General features: G+C 69.9%; 12 protein-coding genes. 6 read left to right on the forward strand and 6 right to left on the reverse strand.

Features of this window, described 5'->3' with window-relative positions; genetic code table 11:
- Positions 1 to 36: 36 nt before the first annotated feature.
- Positions 37 to 918, reverse strand: coding sequence for a dTDP-4-dehydrorhamnose reductase (gene rfbD, locus OG225_RS28120; RefSeq protein WP_405178002.1), 882 nt, complete (start codon positions 916 to 918; stop codon positions 37 to 39).
- 192 nt (positions 919 to 1,110) lie between these two features.
- Between rfbD and OG225_RS28125 the strand changes: the two genes are divergently transcribed.
- The 3 genes from OG225_RS28125 (at position 1,111) to OG225_RS28135 (ending at position 4,767) form a co-directional block, all read left to right on the forward strand.
- A complete protein-coding gene (locus tag OG225_RS28125; RefSeq protein ID WP_405178003.1) occupies positions 1,111 to 2,592 on the forward strand; it encodes an LCP family protein in 1,482 nt (493 codons plus the stop codon).
- A gap of 33 nt (positions 2,593 to 2,625) precedes the next feature.
- Positions 2,626 to 3,348, forward strand: a complete 723-nt coding sequence (locus tag OG225_RS28130; protein WP_405178004.1) for a TIGR03089 family protein — start codon at positions 2,626 to 2,628, stop codon at positions 3,346 to 3,348.
- 111 nt (positions 3,349 to 3,459) lie between these two features.
- Positions 3,460 to 4,767, forward strand: coding sequence for a cytochrome P450 (locus OG225_RS28135; protein WP_405178005.1), 1,308 nt, complete (start codon positions 3,460 to 3,462; stop codon positions 4,765 to 4,767).
- On the opposite strand, the gene OG225_RS28140 is transcribed toward OG225_RS28135, so the two are convergent.
- Positions 4,768 to 6,366: a carboxylesterase/lipase family protein gene (locus OG225_RS28140; protein ID WP_405178006.1), complete on the reverse strand. Its 1,599-nt coding sequence runs from the start codon at positions 6,364 to 6,366 to the stop codon at positions 4,768 to 4,770.
- 150 nt (positions 6,367 to 6,516) lie between these two features.
- On the opposite strand from OG225_RS28140, the gene OG225_RS28145 reads away from it, so the two are divergent.
- Positions 6,517 to 6,747: a zinc ribbon domain-containing protein gene (locus OG225_RS28145; protein WP_405178007.1), complete on the forward strand. Its 231-nt coding sequence runs from the start codon at positions 6,517 to 6,519 to the stop codon at positions 6,745 to 6,747.
- A gap of 148 nt (positions 6,748 to 6,895) precedes the next feature.
- Here the strand turns inward: OG225_RS28145 and OG225_RS28150 are convergent, their stop codons facing one another.
- From OG225_RS28150 to OG225_RS28165, 4 genes are all read right to left on the reverse strand, one after another.
- Complete coding sequence (locus OG225_RS28150; protein ID WP_405178008.1) at positions 6,896 to 7,186, reverse strand: SelT/SelW/SelH family protein; 291 nt, start codon at positions 7,184 to 7,186, stop codon at positions 6,896 to 6,898.
- Positions 7,187 to 7,202: 16 nt separating this feature from the next.
- Positions 7,203 to 7,592: a YchJ family protein gene (locus tag OG225_RS28155; RefSeq protein ID WP_405178009.1), complete on the reverse strand. Its 390-nt coding sequence runs from the start codon at positions 7,590 to 7,592 to the stop codon at positions 7,203 to 7,205.
- Between the two features lie 116 nt (positions 7,593 to 7,708).
- The gene (locus tag OG225_RS28160) at positions 7,709 to 8,149 is read right to left on the reverse strand and encodes a hypothetical protein (protein ID WP_405178010.1); all 441 of its coding nucleotides are present in this window, start codon (positions 8,147 to 8,149) and stop codon (positions 7,709 to 7,711) included.
- 58 nt (positions 8,150 to 8,207) lie between these two features.
- Complete coding sequence (locus OG225_RS28165; protein ID WP_405178011.1) at positions 8,208 to 10,682, reverse strand: AAA family ATPase; 2,475 nt, start codon at positions 10,680 to 10,682, stop codon at positions 8,208 to 8,210.
- 488 nt (positions 10,683 to 11,170) lie between these two features.
- On the opposite strand from OG225_RS28165, the gene OG225_RS28170 reads away from it, so the two are divergent.
- Positions 11,171 to 14,059, forward strand: coding sequence for an SWIM zinc finger family protein (locus tag OG225_RS28170; RefSeq protein WP_405178012.1), 2,889 nt, complete (start codon positions 11,171 to 11,173; stop codon positions 14,057 to 14,059).
- Complete coding sequence (locus OG225_RS28175) at positions 14,056 to 15,156, forward strand: AAA family ATPase (protein ID WP_405178013.1); 1,101 nt, start codon at positions 14,056 to 14,058, stop codon at positions 15,154 to 15,156. The genes OG225_RS28170 and OG225_RS28175 overlap by 4 nt, the downstream gene beginning before the upstream one ends.
- Positions 15,157 to 15,169: the final 13 nt, after the last annotated feature.

Below are 15,169 nucleotides of genomic sequence, written 5' to 3' on the forward strand. Positions count from 1 at the left end.
GGGCGGAGCGGGTCTCGCCGACGATCTATCCCGCGCTCAGCGATCGGCCAGCGCGGCGCGCAGCGCGTCTCGCCACGGACGCAGCGGTGTGAGTCCGGCGTCCACCCACGCCCGGTCCGACAGCACCGAATAGGCCGGGCGGCGCGCGGGTCTCGGGAACGCGGCGGAATCGCACGGACGCACCCGCTCCGGATCGGCGCCGATCTCCTCGAAGACGGCACGGGCCAGCTCGAACCAGGTGGCGCGGCCCGTATTGGTGGCGTGCAGCACGCGGGGCGGGGCCTGCACGGAGGCGAGGTCGAGCAGGGCCGAGGCGAGGTCGACGGCGTAGGTGGGTGAGCCGAGCTGGTCGTCGACCACGTCGACGGTGTCGCGCTCACCTTCCAGGCGGAGCATGGTAGCGACGAAATCGCCGTCACGTCCCCGGTACACCCAGGCCGTGCGCACCACCACCGCGTCGGGGGCGATATCGAGGACTGCGCGCTCCCCCGCCAGTTTCGAGCGCCCGTACACCGTCGTCGGTCCGGTCGGGTCGGCGGTGTCGTAGGGCCGTTCCCGGGTACCCGGGAACACGTAATCGGTGGACAGGTGGATCAATCGGGCTCCGGCCCGCGCGCATTCGGCCGCGAGCACGGCGGGGCCGGTCTCGTTGGCGGCGAAGGCGGCGGCCTGCTCGGATTCGGCGCGGTCGACCGCGGTGAAGGCGGCGCAGTTGAGCACGACGTCATCGGGCCCGACGACCGCGCGGACCGCGGCGGGATCGGTGATGTCCAGGTCGGTTCGGCCGTATCCGCGGGCGTCGGGCGCCAGCCGCAGGAGCTCCCGGCCCACCTGTCCACCGGCTCCGGTCACGACGAGACGGGCGGTCAACGGTGGGTTCGACACAGTCACGGGCGCAAGTCTGGCACGCCGTGACATCGCCGGTTGACCCGTACCGAGGTAGCCGTTGGTTAGCCTGGGGGCGTATGTTCCGGTGGACAGTTGCCACCGGAGCGGGCAGGGGGCAGCCGGAGGCGGGGCCGGTCGGGTGGATGACGCCGTCGGCGTTCCGACGGTACGTGCCGCGCCCGGATTCCATCGAGTTCGTCGAGAGGATGCGGGAGTGAGTCGATGAGCGGGTCGGTTCCGTCACGATCGTCCGGAGCCGGCGGCCCGGGAACCGTCGGGCCCGTACAGGTCATCGTCGCGTTGCTCGCCGCGCTCGTCGTGGTGGTCACCGGTTTCGCCTGGCACAGCGTCGACGCGCTGATCTCCAATATCGAACGCATCGGCGATCTGGGACTGGGCGGAAGTCGTGACGGCGCGATCGACATCCTGCTGGTCGGGGTGGACAGTCGCACCGACGCGCACGGCAACCCGCTGACGCAGGCGGAACGGGCCATGCTGCACGCGGGTGACGAGGTCGGCACCAATACCGACACCATCGTTCTGGTGCGCGTCCCCAACGACGGGCGTTCCGCGACCGCCATCTCGCTCCCCCGCGACTCCTACGTCGACATACCGGGATTCGGCAAGGGCAAGATCAACTCGGCCTACGGCGCGACCAAGGAGGCCGAGCGCGCGAAACTCATCGGCACCGGTCTGTCCGACTCCGAGGTCGACAAGCGGGCCACCCAGGCCGGTCGCAAGGCATTGATCACCACCGTCGCCAATCTGACCGGTATCGGTGTCGACCACTACGCCGAGGTGAGCCTGCTCGGATTCGTCCTGCTGACCGAGGCCGTCGGCGGTGTCGACGTCTGCCTGAACCATTCGGTGGACGAATGGATGTCGGGTGCGGACTTCCCCGCCGGACGGCAGAAACTCGACGGTCCGCAGGCATTGAGTTTCGTGCGCCAGCGCCACGACCTCGAACGCGGCGATCTCGACCGCATCGTGCGCCAGCAGGTGTTCATGGCCCAGCTCGTCGGGCAGGTGCTCAGTGCGAAGACCCTCACGAATCCCTCGCGGCTGGGCCAGCTCAGCGAGGCGGTCGGGCGCACCGTCGTACTGGACGAGGACTGGGACGTGCTGACCTTCCTCCAGCAACTCAAGGATCTGTCCGGCGGGCAGGTGAAATTCGAGACCATTCCGGTGACCGATCTCAACGGCATGACCGGCGACGGCGAATCCGTGGTGCGGGTCGACCCGAAAGCCGTGAAGTCCTATGTGGCATCGCTCGTCGGCGGGTCGAGCCGCGAAACCCCACAGCCACTGGTGAATCCGGACAGCGTGACGGTCGACGTCTACAACGCGGGCGGGGTCGCGGGGCTGGCGGGCAAGGTCTCGCAGGCGTTGAGCGCCAAGGGTTTCCGCGAGGGCACCGTCACGAACTATTCCGGACGCAGCGCGAGCAGCAGCCGGGTGCTCACCGCCGACACCTCCGATTCGCGCGCCAAGGCCGTCGCGCAGGCGCTCGGCGGGCTGGCCGTGATCGCCGACGAGTCGATGTCGCCGGGTTCGGTCGGGGTCGTGCTCGCGAGCGACTATTCTGGTCCGGGCTCGGCGGCGAGCTCCATGTTCGATCTCTCCGGACCCTCGACCTCCGCGACGCCGGTTCCCCCCGCCCCACCGATCGACGCAGGCCAGAACGGACCGAAATGCGTGAACTGACTCCCCTCCCCGCCGACGATCGTGACGTCGAGCATGCGTGACCTCGACCAGGCGCTCACCCTCACCGAGGCCGTCCTCGACCCGATCCTGGCCCGCGAACCGGCAGGTCCGCGCGTCACCTACTACGACGACGCGAACGGCGCGCGGATCGAACTGTCCGGGCTGACGCTGGCGAACTGGGCCGCCAAGACCGGCAACCTGATCCGCGACGAATTCGGGCTGAGCCCCGGCGCACGGGTCGCGGTCCTGCTGCCCGCGCATTGGCAGACCGCCGCGGTGCTGCTCGGCTGCTGGTGGGCCGGGACCGAGGTCGTGCTGCGCCCCGATCCCGACGCCGACCTGGCTCTGGCCACACCCGATCGCATCGATGACGCGGACGGTGTCGCCGAAGTGGCCGCGCTCTCGCTCGATCCCATGGGTATGCCGGTGCGCGATCTGCCCATCGGGATCACCGACTTCGCCACCGCCGTCCGGGTGCACGGCGACCAGTTCCATCCGCGCGGCGCCGGTGTCGCGCTCGACGGCATGCCCGTGTCGGAAGTTCTCGCCGAAGCCAGGAAGTCGGCCCTGCGGCAGGGATTCGCCGAGGGTGACCGCGTGCTGTCGAGCACGCCGTGGGAGACCCCGGCCGAGCTGATCGACGGATTGATCTCGGTGCTCGCTGTTGGCGCATCACTGGTACAGGTCGTCAATCCGGACCCGGCCGCCAAGGAACGCAGGATCGCCTCGGAACGGGTCACCGCGCAGCGCGGGTAACGGGAGGAGTCCTACCCAGGTATAGGTCCGGCGTCCGACCGGAGGCCGTTTCACCGCCGTGGCCGACCCCGTAACGTGGGAGACATCACACAACGACGAGGTCGGTGGTACATGAAGCCGCAATATTGGTTCCGTTGGCTGTCTCAACAGGGCGCGCCGCGCTTCGTACTGCGCACGCAAGCGCGTCGCGGCGACCCGTTCGCCGTCCTCATGGGCGGACCGGGCGGCATCGATGATCCGTACCCACTCATCGAAGAACTCCGCGGGCGGGACCGGCTGCTTCGCACCAGCCTGTCGTGGGCGGTCTTCGACCACGAACTGAGCCGAGCGATCCTGCGCGACAGCCGGTTCGGGGTGCGCACACCGGAGAGTTTCGACGTCCCGAAACCGTTGCGGATGCTCGCGCAACGGTCACCGCTGCCGCCCAATCCGGTGGAACCGCCGTCGATGCTCGTCATCGATCCGCCCCAGCACACGGCCATGCGCAAACCGGTCGCGTCCGCGTTCACGCCCAGGGCCATCGCCAAACTCCGCGAACGGGTCGAGACGGTGACCGAGGAATTGCTCGACGCGCTGCCGTCGGACGGTTCGGCCGACCTCGTCGCCGCGTTCGCCGCCCAGGTGCCGATCGCGATCATCTCCGAAATGCTCGGCTTCCCCGACGAGGATCGCGATCTCTTCCTCGGCTGGGGCGATCGGATGACGCCGCTGCTCGATGTGGGCATCTCCTGGCGCACGCATCGCCGTGCCCTGGAATCCATGGAGGTGATGAACGAATACCTCGACGCGCATATCGCGCGGCTGCGCCGCACCCCCGGCGACGACATCATGAGCACGCTGGTCAGCGCGGGCGAACTCGACGACTACGCGCTCAAGGCCACCGCGAGCCTGCTGATGGGCGCTGGGTTCGAGACCACCGTCAATCTCATCGGCAACGGCGTCGTCCAATTGCTCGCCAACCCCGACCAGCTCGACCGTTTGCGCGCCGAACCCGACCTGTGGCCCAATGCCGTGGAAGAGGTACTCCGCATCGATTCACCGGTCCAGACCACGGCGCGGACCGCGCTCGAAGACCTCGAACTCGACGGCGAACAACTCCGGCGGGGTCATACCGTCGTGCTCTCGCTCGCCGGGGCCAATCGCGACCCTAAGGTGTTCGCCGATCCGGACCGTTTCGACGTCACGCGCGCGAACGCCAAGGAGCACCTGTCCTTCAGCAACGGCATCCACGTCTGCCTCGGCGCCAGCCTCGCCAGGATGGAGGGCGTGTACGCGCTGCGCGCGCTGTTCGAGCGGTTCCCCGATCTGGCGCTGGACGGCACACCGCGACGCCGTCGGCTGTTCACCCTGCACGGCTACGAACACATGCCGGTCCGGCTGGGTCGCGCCGCGCACGCGAAACAGCCGTCCTCGGTCTGATCAGCTGAAGCCAACGGCCTGCTCACCCCAGGCGGTGTGCAGGTCGGCGTCCGGATTGCCGACGACGCGGTCCACCGCGTCGATCAACAGGGTGGCCCGGTCGGCCCGGCGATACGGCGGCCAGTGCTTGGAACCGTCGAGCGCGGCGGGCACACCGTGGGTCGCGAAGGCCAGCCAGCGCCGGATCATCCGGCCGGAGACCTCGGTGGCCGCCTTGCGTCCGCCGAGCCAGAACGTCGGATCGTGGTTGAGTGTGCCGAAATTGCCGAACACATAGGGCAATTCGGTCGCGTGGCCCGCGCCGACCCGGGCCGCGCGCAGCATCGGCGTCGCGTGGTCGAAGCGGTAGGCCCAGGTCGGCGAATGCGCGGCGTGGCCGTCGGCCACCCAGTGCGCGGGCATGCGGAAAGCCGCGTCGGTCGACATGGCCAGCGCGCCCCTGGTCTTCGCCAGATCCGGGTAGGCGGAGGTGATCTCGGCGATCCGCTCGGCCGACCACTCCGGATGGCCCGCGGCCACGTCCTCCAGCATCAGGTTCACCGCTTCCGGCGTCACCGGCATGATCGGCGAACGGAACACCCGGAACAGCGACGACTCGTCCTTGTTCGTGCCGATGATGAGCGGCACCCGGTGCGAACGCCCCGCCTGGAACCGGTCGACCGGATAGGTCGGCAGCAGGTCACCGTCGACGACGGGCGCCGCCGCCAGCCTGCCCGGCTCCCGCAGCGGCACCTCGTCGAGCAGCAGACCCGCCGCCTGCACGATTCGCTCGATCGGCATATCGCTCAGTTCGAGCGCGCGCGAGGAGGGCAGTTCGAGTAACTCCATGAACCGCCGTGCCACGCCCGCGGCCCGCTCCTGGCCGAAAACCGTGGTGGCGGGCGGACTCTGGGCGATCGCCCGATGGAAGAGCCCGGCCGCGCGCGGGGAGGTCAACAGCGCGGTCACGCAGCCGCCGCCGGAGGATTCGCCGAACAGGGTCACATTGCCGGGATCACCGCCGAATGCGGCGATATTGTCGCGCACCCATTCCAGCGCCGCGATCTGATCGTGCAGCCCGAGGTTGGGCACGAAACCGTGGAACAGCGAGGACAGATCGAGGAAGCCGAGCGCGCCGATCCGATAGTTGACCCCCACCACCACGACATCACCGATCTCGGCGAGTTTGCGCCCGTCGTAGACGGCCTGCGCGGCGGTACCGAGGCAGTAGGCGCCGCCGTGCAGCCAGACCATGACCGGTCGCGGTTCACCGTCCTCTGTCAGCAGGCCGCGCGGGGCCCACACGTTCAGCCACAAGCAGTCCTCGCCCATCCGCAGATCCGAGTCGACCGGCACCATGGTGCCCATCGTTTGCGGGGCGATATTGCCGAACGTCGAACATTCGCGGACGCCGTCCCAGCTCTGTGGCGGCGAGGGCGGACGGAACCGCCCGGTTCCGGTGACGGGCGCGCCGTAGGGGATGCTGCGCCAGACGGCGACCGGCCCGTCGAGAAACCCCCGAACGGGGCCGTACTCGGTGCGCGCGAACGGCGCGTCGTCGTCGTGCGTCGCCGTCGGCGTTGCGGCTCGGCCCGGACTCCGCTCACTGTGCTCGCTCATCTTCCCGCACCTCCTGCCCCGGCCCGCCGGTGCGCTGGACGATTGCTACCAGCGGGACGGTACTACCTGATCTTTCAATCGAGAGTACGTCTCTGTTCGTGGGTCGGCAGGAGGACGCGGTTTTCGACTCCGACGCGATACGCTGGCGGGATGCCGAGCTATGCCTTTCGGTGCCGTGGTTGCGGTGACACCTTCGAGGTGAACCGCCCCATGGCGCAATCGTCCGATCCCGCCGTCTGCCCGAACGGACACGACGACACCGTGAAACTGCTGACCACATTCGCCACGGTCAGCCGGGGTGGCGGCGGTATGCCCGCGGCCGCTCCCGCGCCGAGTCCGTCGGGTGGCGGGTGCTGCGGCGGCGGCGGCTGCGGCGGCTGAATCACGCGCGAGATCGAGCGCGTCCATTTCTGTGACTCGGATCACCATCGATGAGTCACGGTGATTTCGCCACATCGGCGCCCCATTTCCGCGTGCGGATCGGTCGGCGACGGCGGTACGGCGGGTCACGTGCGCGTCGGAGCCGGTCTCAGCCGGTGTGCTCGCTGTCGCGTCGATCGACGTGCCCCAGATCGCGATCGGGCGCGACCCGGTCGCGCACGCGCTGCTTGAGCACCGAGATGTCCGGAAATCCGCCGTCGGCTTTGCGTTCCCACACCTGATCGCCGTCGACCGTGATCCGGAAGACCCCGCCGGTGCCGGGTATCAGCGCGACCTCGCCCAGATCGGTGCCGAAGGTGCTCAGCAGTTCCTGAGCCATCCAACTCGCCCGCAACAACCAGCGGCACTGGGTGCAGTACTCGATCGCGATACGCGCCATGCGACGACGGTACCGTTCACGGCTCGATCACGCCGTCGACGTACACCCACGCCCCGTCCTCCCGGGCGAACCTGCTGACCTCGTGCAGCGACCCGCGCACCCCGTCCGCGCGGTAGTGCGCCACGAATTCCACCACCCCGGTGTCGTCGAAGGGCCCACCGCGCTCGACCCGCACGATCTCCAGGAACATCCACCGCTGATCGTCATCGATCTCCACCACCGGGGGACGCCGCGAGGAATGCCACGACCGACGCAGATACTCCCCGTCCCCGACCGCGAACGCGGTATACCGCGACCGCATCAGCGCCTCCGCCGTCGGCGCACCCCGCTCCCCCGCGAGCACGGGCCCACAGCATTGCTCGAAAGGCTCACCCCGGCGGCACGGGCATGGCTGCGACTGCGTCATCCATCGATTCTCGTCTCACCCCGGTCCCTCACCGAATCCGGGCATATGAGCCGATAGGCATGGATCGGCCGAAGCGTCCAAGTGGGCAGCCACTACGGCAGTTGACCGTGCGAGGGTCAGCGGCTTTCGACCTTCGACAGGACGACCGCTATCGCCGCGGTCTGGTCGCGCCAGCGGCGTAGCTCGGTGACGCCGGGCGCGAGTTCGTAGTCGTGGTGGTGGGCGGCGCGGGAGAGCGCGGCCCAGACCGTCGCGACCTGGGCGGCGGTGTCGGGGCCCGTGTAGCTGCGCAGGGCGAGCAGTTGGGCGCGCATGGGGCAGCGCAGCAGGTCGGGGGCGAGTCGCGCCCACAGTTCGTCCACCGACTGCTCCAGCGCCAGGCGCAGGATCCAGGCGGTGGCGCGTGACCAGACGCCGCCCGCGTCGGTGACCTCGCCGTCGAGCAGTCGGTCGACGACCTCGAAACGCTCGACCACCGTCGGCCGGGGCGCGCGTGGTCGCTCGGCGCGGTGCGGTGGTCGACGGCCGCGGCCCCGGGAACGGCGCGGGGCGGTCACCGGATCGTCCGGCCGGATAGGACATCCGGGGCACAGCGGTCCGGCGGGCGCGTCACGCTCACCGCACCAGCCAGGCGAGGAAACGTTCGGTGTCGCTGATCAATTCGCGCATGCTGCGCCCGATCGGGACGTGCGCGCCCGCCGTCACATCACGCAGGACGCTCACCAGCCATTTTTCGTCGCGGGCCAGGAATTTGTTGAGGTTGTCCACGTTGTAGCCGACACCCATGACGGCCAGCGCCACCATCGCGCGGGTGGTGAACGCCTCCTCGACATGGCGTTCCACCTCGCGGTGGTGCATTCCGGTGGCGAGCAGGTCGCGGCGCGCGCGGGACTGACTGGCCGCCTCCACCGCGGACCGGCAGCAGGTGGCGACCAGTTCGTCGGCGATGGCGCGCGGCAATTGCGGGGTGCGCACGAGTGAACGGGCATCGGCGAGGTAGCGGCGGACCGGGTCGCTCGAGGTCCGCACCTCCACGACCGACCGTTCTCGGCGCTGCACTTCGAGAACGCAAGCGTCGAGTTGCATGCGCCGCACCGCCTCGGCCAACCGCTCGTCGTGGGTGAACACGATGACCTGGCGGTGCCTGGCGACCGTCGCCAGCACCATGGCCAGGCCGTCGACCTTGGCGGGGTCCATGGCCTGCACCGGGTCGTCGATCATCACGAAACGGAACGGGCTGTCCTCGACCGTCGCGCGCGGCAGGAACAGCGACAGGCCCAGCGCGTGCAACTCGCCCTGACTCATCACGCCGAGGGCGGCACCGTCCACCTCGTCCACGGTGACGTCGAGCAGTACCCGGCGCGCGGTTCCGGCATTGCCCTGTAGGCGGATCGCGCCGAGTTCGACATTGCTCTGCTGACGCAGGGTCCGCCAGATCCAGCGCGCGGTGGTCTCCAGCGGCGCCATCCGCTCACCGCGCAGACCCGCGGTCGCGGATTTGAGCCAGTCCTCGGCGCGTTTGACGGTCCGCAGTTCGTTCGCGCGCAACGCGACCTCACGGGCGTTGTCGAGCCAGGTCGCCAGGCGCGGCACCAGCGGCGCCCAGACCTCGTCGAGACGATCGAGTTCCTTGCGGGTGCCCTGCTGGAGCAATTCCAGTTCGTCGACCAGGCGGGTGTGCGCGCCGCGCAACCGATCCGCCAGATCGGGGGTGTATTCAGCACCGGTCAGCGCCGCCCAGTCCGCCCAAGCCCGCCGCACCGCGCCGGTGTCGACAGTCGGCGGATTGCTCGGGTCGAAATCCAGTTCCTGCGGAACGTGATCGGGGAGGCCACGGGCGGTGCGCACGGCGCGGTTCAACTGGTCGCGCGCCGTGGTCAGCGCGTCCACGCGGGCGGTGAGCTGGGCGATGGAGGCATCGGCCGCCTCGGCCCATTCGCTGTCGAGAGTGCCGCGACCGCAGACCGGGCAGGCGCAATCGCCGACCACACCCGCGTGTTCGCGGGCCCGGCGCAGCAGGTCGAGCACTCGCAGATCGGCCTCGGCGTCGGTGGTCGACCCGAGCGCGACCTCGGCGCCGCATTCCTCGATGCGGGCGGCCACCGCGTCGACCTGGGCGCTGGTCGGCAGGGTGAGCCGGACGATGGCGCGCAATCCGTCCGGGCCGATGGTGTCGTCGACCGTGCCGAAGATATGGCGGCTCACCGCGTTCAGATCGGGTTGCAGCGGACGCAGCAGTCGCGCCATCCGCACCGCGCGGTCGTCGGCGACCTGCTCCAACGCGCCGAGCAGATCCAGCCGTTCCTGGCGTGAATCACGGGCGGCGCGTTCCAGTTCCAGGCGGCGGGCGCGAATCCGCTCCTGGGCCCTGGTCAATTCGTCCAGGCCGAGCAGTTGGTGCAGCGCGTCGAACAGGTCGCTGGGTTTGCCGTCGACCAGCGCGCCGAGTTCGCTGTAGGAGAGGAACGGGCGGTACAGGTCGAGCACACTCGACCAGCGGGTGACATCGAATGGGGCCGAATCGTTCTCGGCGAATGGGGCCGAATCGTTCTCGGCGACGCCGGTGCCGCGCTCGGTCCACACCGCCTGGGTCAGGTCCGCCTCCGGCGCCCACTCCTTGACGACGGTGAGTTCGGGGTCGTCGCCCTCGGTGAGCAGGTCGAGTTCGATACGGGCCGACTCGCCTTCGTGCAGGTTGCGCCATCCCTCGCGCCACGCCGCCGAGCGGCCGTCCCAGCGGCGATTGCCGCCGGTCAGCGCCAGTTCGGCGGCTTCGGCGAAACTCGATTTGCCGCTGCCGTTGCGGCCGACGACCAAGGTGAGTCCGGGACCGGGCGGCACGTGCAAGGTGGTCTCGGGGCCGATCCCGCGGAATCCGCGGACCCGGATGGCGCGCAGGAAGACTCCCGCGGCGTCGAATTCTCCGGCCTGCCCGTGCGCATCACGATGGCCGAGAGAACCGAGCGACCACAGCACTGTCTCCGCGACGTCCGAGGTGACGGTGGGATCTTCGGACAAGCGCCGGGCCACCACTTCGGGCAGGCGCGGCGATACCTCCGTGGCCGGATCGGCCGCGGGATTCACGCGCATACGTCAAACCCCTTCACCACCGAGCCGCGGCCTGCCCACCCGCCTCGCACCCGGTGTCCTCTGTCGAAAGCTCAGCGAAACGCTACCCGATGCGCCGGGATTCGCCCACCGGGCGGTGCCGAATACAGTCCTGTCCCGGAATGGGCGGTCCGAAGGATGGTCCGAATCTGCCCGCGGGGATGGATATGGCCATCGAAGGCGCACGGCCGCCCTCGATGTCCACCCCTCGCCAACCCCGACGGGCAGCTCGATGTGTGTCACCCGATCGGGTGGCTCGGACGGAGCCGAACAGAACAGAATGACAGTATCGAGACGGTAACGCAACCGCAGGAACGATTCGAGAAGGTGAGCGAATCCGATGCCGACACAGTGGGTTCCGTGCGGACCGGCGGGGGCGACGGCCGGTCTGTCGGTGGCCTGCGGTACAAATCCGGTCGACGCAACCTTGGGGGGAACACCGTGAACCGCCACCGATCGAGAGCCGCCCGATGACAGCACCGTGGACCGAAGCGCAGGTCGGCGCACTCGCGCCGGACGCGAACGCGCTGTCGGCCGCGCGTGCGCTCGGTGCGCGCTGGCACGAGACGGGGCACCGCGACACGGCGCTGTGGGGGATGTGGCACGGCGGCGGGGCGCCGCCATACCTGACCGTCGTCGATCTGAGCGGACCCGCGTATCGGTGTTCCTGCCCGAGCCGGAAATTTCCGTGCAAACACGTGCTGTCGCTGATGTTGCGCTGGACCGCCGGTGCGGTGCCCGACACGGACACCGTCGCCGATTTCGCGGCCGAATGGATCGCTTCGAGAGCGAAACGAGCGCGAGAACCCGCCCGCGACACCGCGATCCGAGTGCCGAATCCCGCCACCGCGAGGCAGCGGCGCGCACGGGTCACGGCCGGGCTGGACGACCTCGACATCTGGCTCGGCGATCAGGTCCGCACCGGCCTGGCCCAGACCGATCGCTCCTACCGCGCGTTCGAGGCCATCGCGGCCCGCATGGTCGACGCCCAGGCGCCCGCGGTGGCGGCCGTGCTGCGTCAACTCCCGACCACCGTCGCCACCCGTGCGGACTGGCCGCGGATCGTGCTGCGCGAATACGCGCGCCTGCACCTGCTGATCGCCGCGCACCGCCGTCTCGACGAACTGCCCGACGCACTGGGCGCGAGTATCCGCACCCACATCGGCTACCCGACGTCCGCCGAGGCGGTGCGCGCCGAAGCGCCGCTGCGCGACCGGTGGATGGTGCTCGGCAGTCGGACCACCGAGGAGGAGCGGCTCTACACCCGCAGGACCTGGCTCTACGGCAGGAACACCCACCGCTGGGCGCTACTGGTCGATCACTGCTTCGGATCGCCCGGTTTCCCGAACGACGTACCCGCGCTCGGCGCCATGGCCGACGCGCACCTGCACTACTACCCCGCCGCCGCACCGTTGCGCGCGCTCTGGGGCGAACGTCACGGCACCGACGAACCTTTCACCACCGTGCCCGGGGCGAGCGGCACGATCGCCGCCGCGCTGGAAGCGCACGCGCGGGCACTCGGCGCCGACCCCTGGTTGCGGTCGTGGCCGGTCCTGCTGCCCGAGGTGACGCCGGTGGTGGACGACAGCGGTTGGCGGGTGGTCGATTCCGGGGGCGCGGCACTCGCGTTGGCCCCCTCGGAACAGCCGTGGCGGTTGCTCGGGATATCGGGAGGTCATCCGGTGACGCTCAGCGCCGATTGGACGCAGGAAGGGCTCGTTCCGGTCTCGGCGCTGGTCGCGGGTGAGGTACTCGACGTCACGGGGGAACGCGCGGCGCCTCGCGGAACGAATTCCGGCGCGGCGGTGGCCGGGAGCGGGGCCGATCCGACTTCCGTCGCACTGCTCGGCACCGCCCGGCGCAGTCCGGATCCGGCCCGGCTTGCACCGCCGGTCGCCGCTGCGGCCGTGCGGCTTCGGACGGATCCTGCGCTGCTACTGCTGGAATCGGCGGCGCTGCGCGATGCCTTCGAGCGGGGCGGGGTGCCTGCCGAATCCGGCGACATCCCCGAACCCGCGCTCGGCGATCCGAGGCGGCGACTGCCGCAGGCTGCGGCAGTGCGCTTGGCGGAGATGCTGCGCGGCACATCGAATTTCCTGCCGGAATGGTTCGACGCCGCCGAACCGCACGACTACCGCGCGCCGGACGCACTGTGCGCGCTGCTGCTCGAACACGCCTCGGGCAGTTCGCCGTGGCGGACCGCGCTGCTGCGGTTGGCGGGCCGTCGCGGACAGTGGCTCGCGGCGCGACATCCGCAGTGGCGCACATTGTCGTGGCCCGATATCGATACCGAACTCGATGAGGACACCTGGCATTTCGGCGGTCCGCAGGCCCGCAGGAATTGGCTGGCCCGGTTGCGGGTCGAGGATCCGGCGGCGGCGCGCGGCGCGCTGATCGAGGTGTGGCCGAAGGAATCGGGACCGCTGCGCGCCGAACTCCTGGCCACGCTGGAACCGGCGATCTCCCCGGCCGACGAGGACCTGTTGGAACCGGCATTGGACGACCGCCGCGCCGATGTGCGCCGCACGGCCGCGGGCCTGCTGACCCTGCTTCCGGATTCCGCGTTCGCGCGGCGGATGACCGCGCGCGCGGCCGCGTGGTTGCGCCCGACCACATCCGGTACACCCCACCTCGTCATCGACCTGCCCGAGGCCATCGACGCGGCCGCCCAGCGTGACGGCATCGTCGACCGTGGCGTCGAATTCACCTACCGCTGGAACGGCAGGCCCGACGTGACGGCGGGACGGTTGCGCCGGCTGGTCGCCGCCACGCCACTGCGGTTCTGGCAGAGCGGAAACGCCGACGGCTGGCCGGACACCGCCGAACTCGGCCCCGAGCGATGGGCCGGAATCGGCGTGGACGATCGATTCCGGCAACCGCTGTTCGACGGCTGGGTGGACGCGGCGCTGGCCCAGGGTGACTCACGCTGGGCCAAAGCATTGTTCGAGGCGGGAGTGCCGTCAGACGCCGCGCTGCTGCGGCGGCGCGAGTTGTTCGCCCTGCTGCCGATCGAGGACAGGACACGTCATCTGCTGCGGCTCGACGGTTCGTGGTTGTCCGAGATCGAGGCGCTGCTGCCCGCCATGGGACACCCGTGGCCCGATGCCGTCGCCAACCACCTGATGCTGTTGCTCGCCGATCGCGCCAGGATCGCCGCGCAGCACGCGGGCACGCACGGCGCGAGCCCGGCCGCGCATCGCTCGCTGCTCACCACGGCCTCGGTCCATTTCCCGGTCACGGCCGCGCCCGCGGTCGGCGCCCTCGCGCGGCGCTGCGATGATCCCACCTGGGTGCGGGCCTTCGATCTGCTCGCCGACGATCTCACCCACCGCTCGAAGATGCTCGAGGAGTTGCAGTGACGACCATCGACCCTGCCCCCGGCCTGCTGCGCCCGCACGCCGAACAGGCCTACGCCGAAGAACTACGCGCCCTCGCCGTCGGCGACGACCGGCCGCGCCCACCCTCGTGGCTGCTCTCACCGTGGGCGGTCGTCACCTACCTGCTCGGCGGCACCTCCGCCGACGGCACGGTGATCACACCCAAATACGTCGGGCCGCGCCGATTGATCGAAGTGGCCGTCGCGACTCTGGCGACCGACCGCGCGCTGCTGCTGCTCGGCGTGCCGGGCACCGCCAAAACCTGGGTTTCCGAACATCTCTCGGCCGCGATCAGCGGGTCGTCGACGCTGCTCGTGCAGGGCACTTCGGGGACGGCCGAGGAGGCGATCCGCTACGGCTGGAACTACGCCAGACTGCTTGCGGAGGGGCCGAGCGACGCGGCGCTGGTCCCGTCACCGGTGATGACCGCCATGCGCACCGGCGCGATCGCCCGCATCGAGGAACTCACCCGGATTCCCTCCGATGTGCAGGACGCGTTGATCACGATTCTGTCCGAGAAGACGCTGCCGGTGCCGGAACTCGGCTCGCAGGTGCAGGCCGCGAAGGGGTTCAACGTCATCGCCACGGCCAACGACCGCGATCGTGGCGTCAACGAACTGTCCTCGGCGCTGCGCCGCCGGTTCAACACGGTGGTATTGCCGCTGCCGGATGACGAGGACGACGAGGTCGCCATCGTGGTGCGCCGGGTCGAACAGCTGGGCGTGGCACTGGAATTGCCGCGTATTCCCGCCGCGGCCGAGGAAGTGCGACGGGTGGTTCGGGTCTTCCGGGAACTGCGCTCCGGCATCACCGCCGACGGCCGCACCAAACTCAAATCGCCCTCGGGGACGCTGTCGACGGCCGAGGCCATCTCGGTGATCACCAACGGCATCGCGCTGTCCGCGCATTTCGGCGACGGCACCCTGCGGGCCGACGATATCGCCGGTGCCGTACTCGGTTCCGTCATCAAGGATCCGGTCGCCGACCGGGTCGTGTGGACCGAATATCTCGAGGCCGTGGTCCGCGAACGGCCCGAGTGGTCCGATTTCTACCGGGCCTGCCGGGAGATCACCGGGTGAACGAGTCTCGCAC

This window comes from Nocardia sp. NBC_01377, from assembly GCF_045040005.1.
Taxonomy (GTDB): Bacteria; Actinomycetota; Actinomycetes; order Mycobacteriales; family Mycobacteriaceae; genus Nocardia; species Nocardia noduli.

Excerpts from the sequence above, each read along its gene's own strand:
- rfbD (WP_405178002.1), bottom strand. The coding sequence starts at position 918 with ATGTCACGGCGTGCCAGACTTGCGCCCGTGACTGTGTCGAACCCACCG.
- OG225_RS28125 (WP_405178003.1), top strand. The coding sequence starts at position 1,111 with ATGAGCGGGTCGGTTCCGTCACGATCGTCCGGAGCCGGCGGCCCGGGA.
- OG225_RS28130 (WP_405178004.1), top strand. The coding sequence starts at position 2,626 with ATGCGTGACCTCGACCAGGCGCTCACCCTCACCGAGGCCGTCCTCGAC.
- OG225_RS28135 (WP_405178005.1), top strand. The coding sequence starts at position 3,460 with ATGAAGCCGCAATATTGGTTCCGTTGGCTGTCTCAACAGGGCGCGCCG.
- OG225_RS28140 (WP_405178006.1), bottom strand. The coding sequence starts at position 6,366 with ATGAGCGAGCACAGTGAGCGGAGTCCGGGCCGAGCCGCAACGCCGACG.
- OG225_RS28145 (WP_405178007.1), top strand. The coding sequence starts at position 6,517 with ATGCCGAGCTATGCCTTTCGGTGCCGTGGTTGCGGTGACACCTTCGAG.
- OG225_RS28150 (WP_405178008.1), bottom strand. The coding sequence starts at position 7,186 with ATGGCGCGTATCGCGATCGAGTACTGCACCCAGTGCCGCTGGTTGTTG.
- OG225_RS28155 (WP_405178009.1), bottom strand. The coding sequence starts at position 7,592 with ATGACGCAGTCGCAGCCATGCCCGTGCCGCCGGGGTGAGCCTTTCGAG.
- OG225_RS28165 (WP_405178011.1), bottom strand. The coding sequence starts at position 10,682 with ATGCGCGTGAATCCCGCGGCCGATCCGGCCACGGAGGTATCGCCGCGC.
- OG225_RS28170 (WP_405178012.1), top strand. The coding sequence starts at position 11,171 with ATGACAGCACCGTGGACCGAAGCGCAGGTCGGCGCACTCGCGCCGGAC.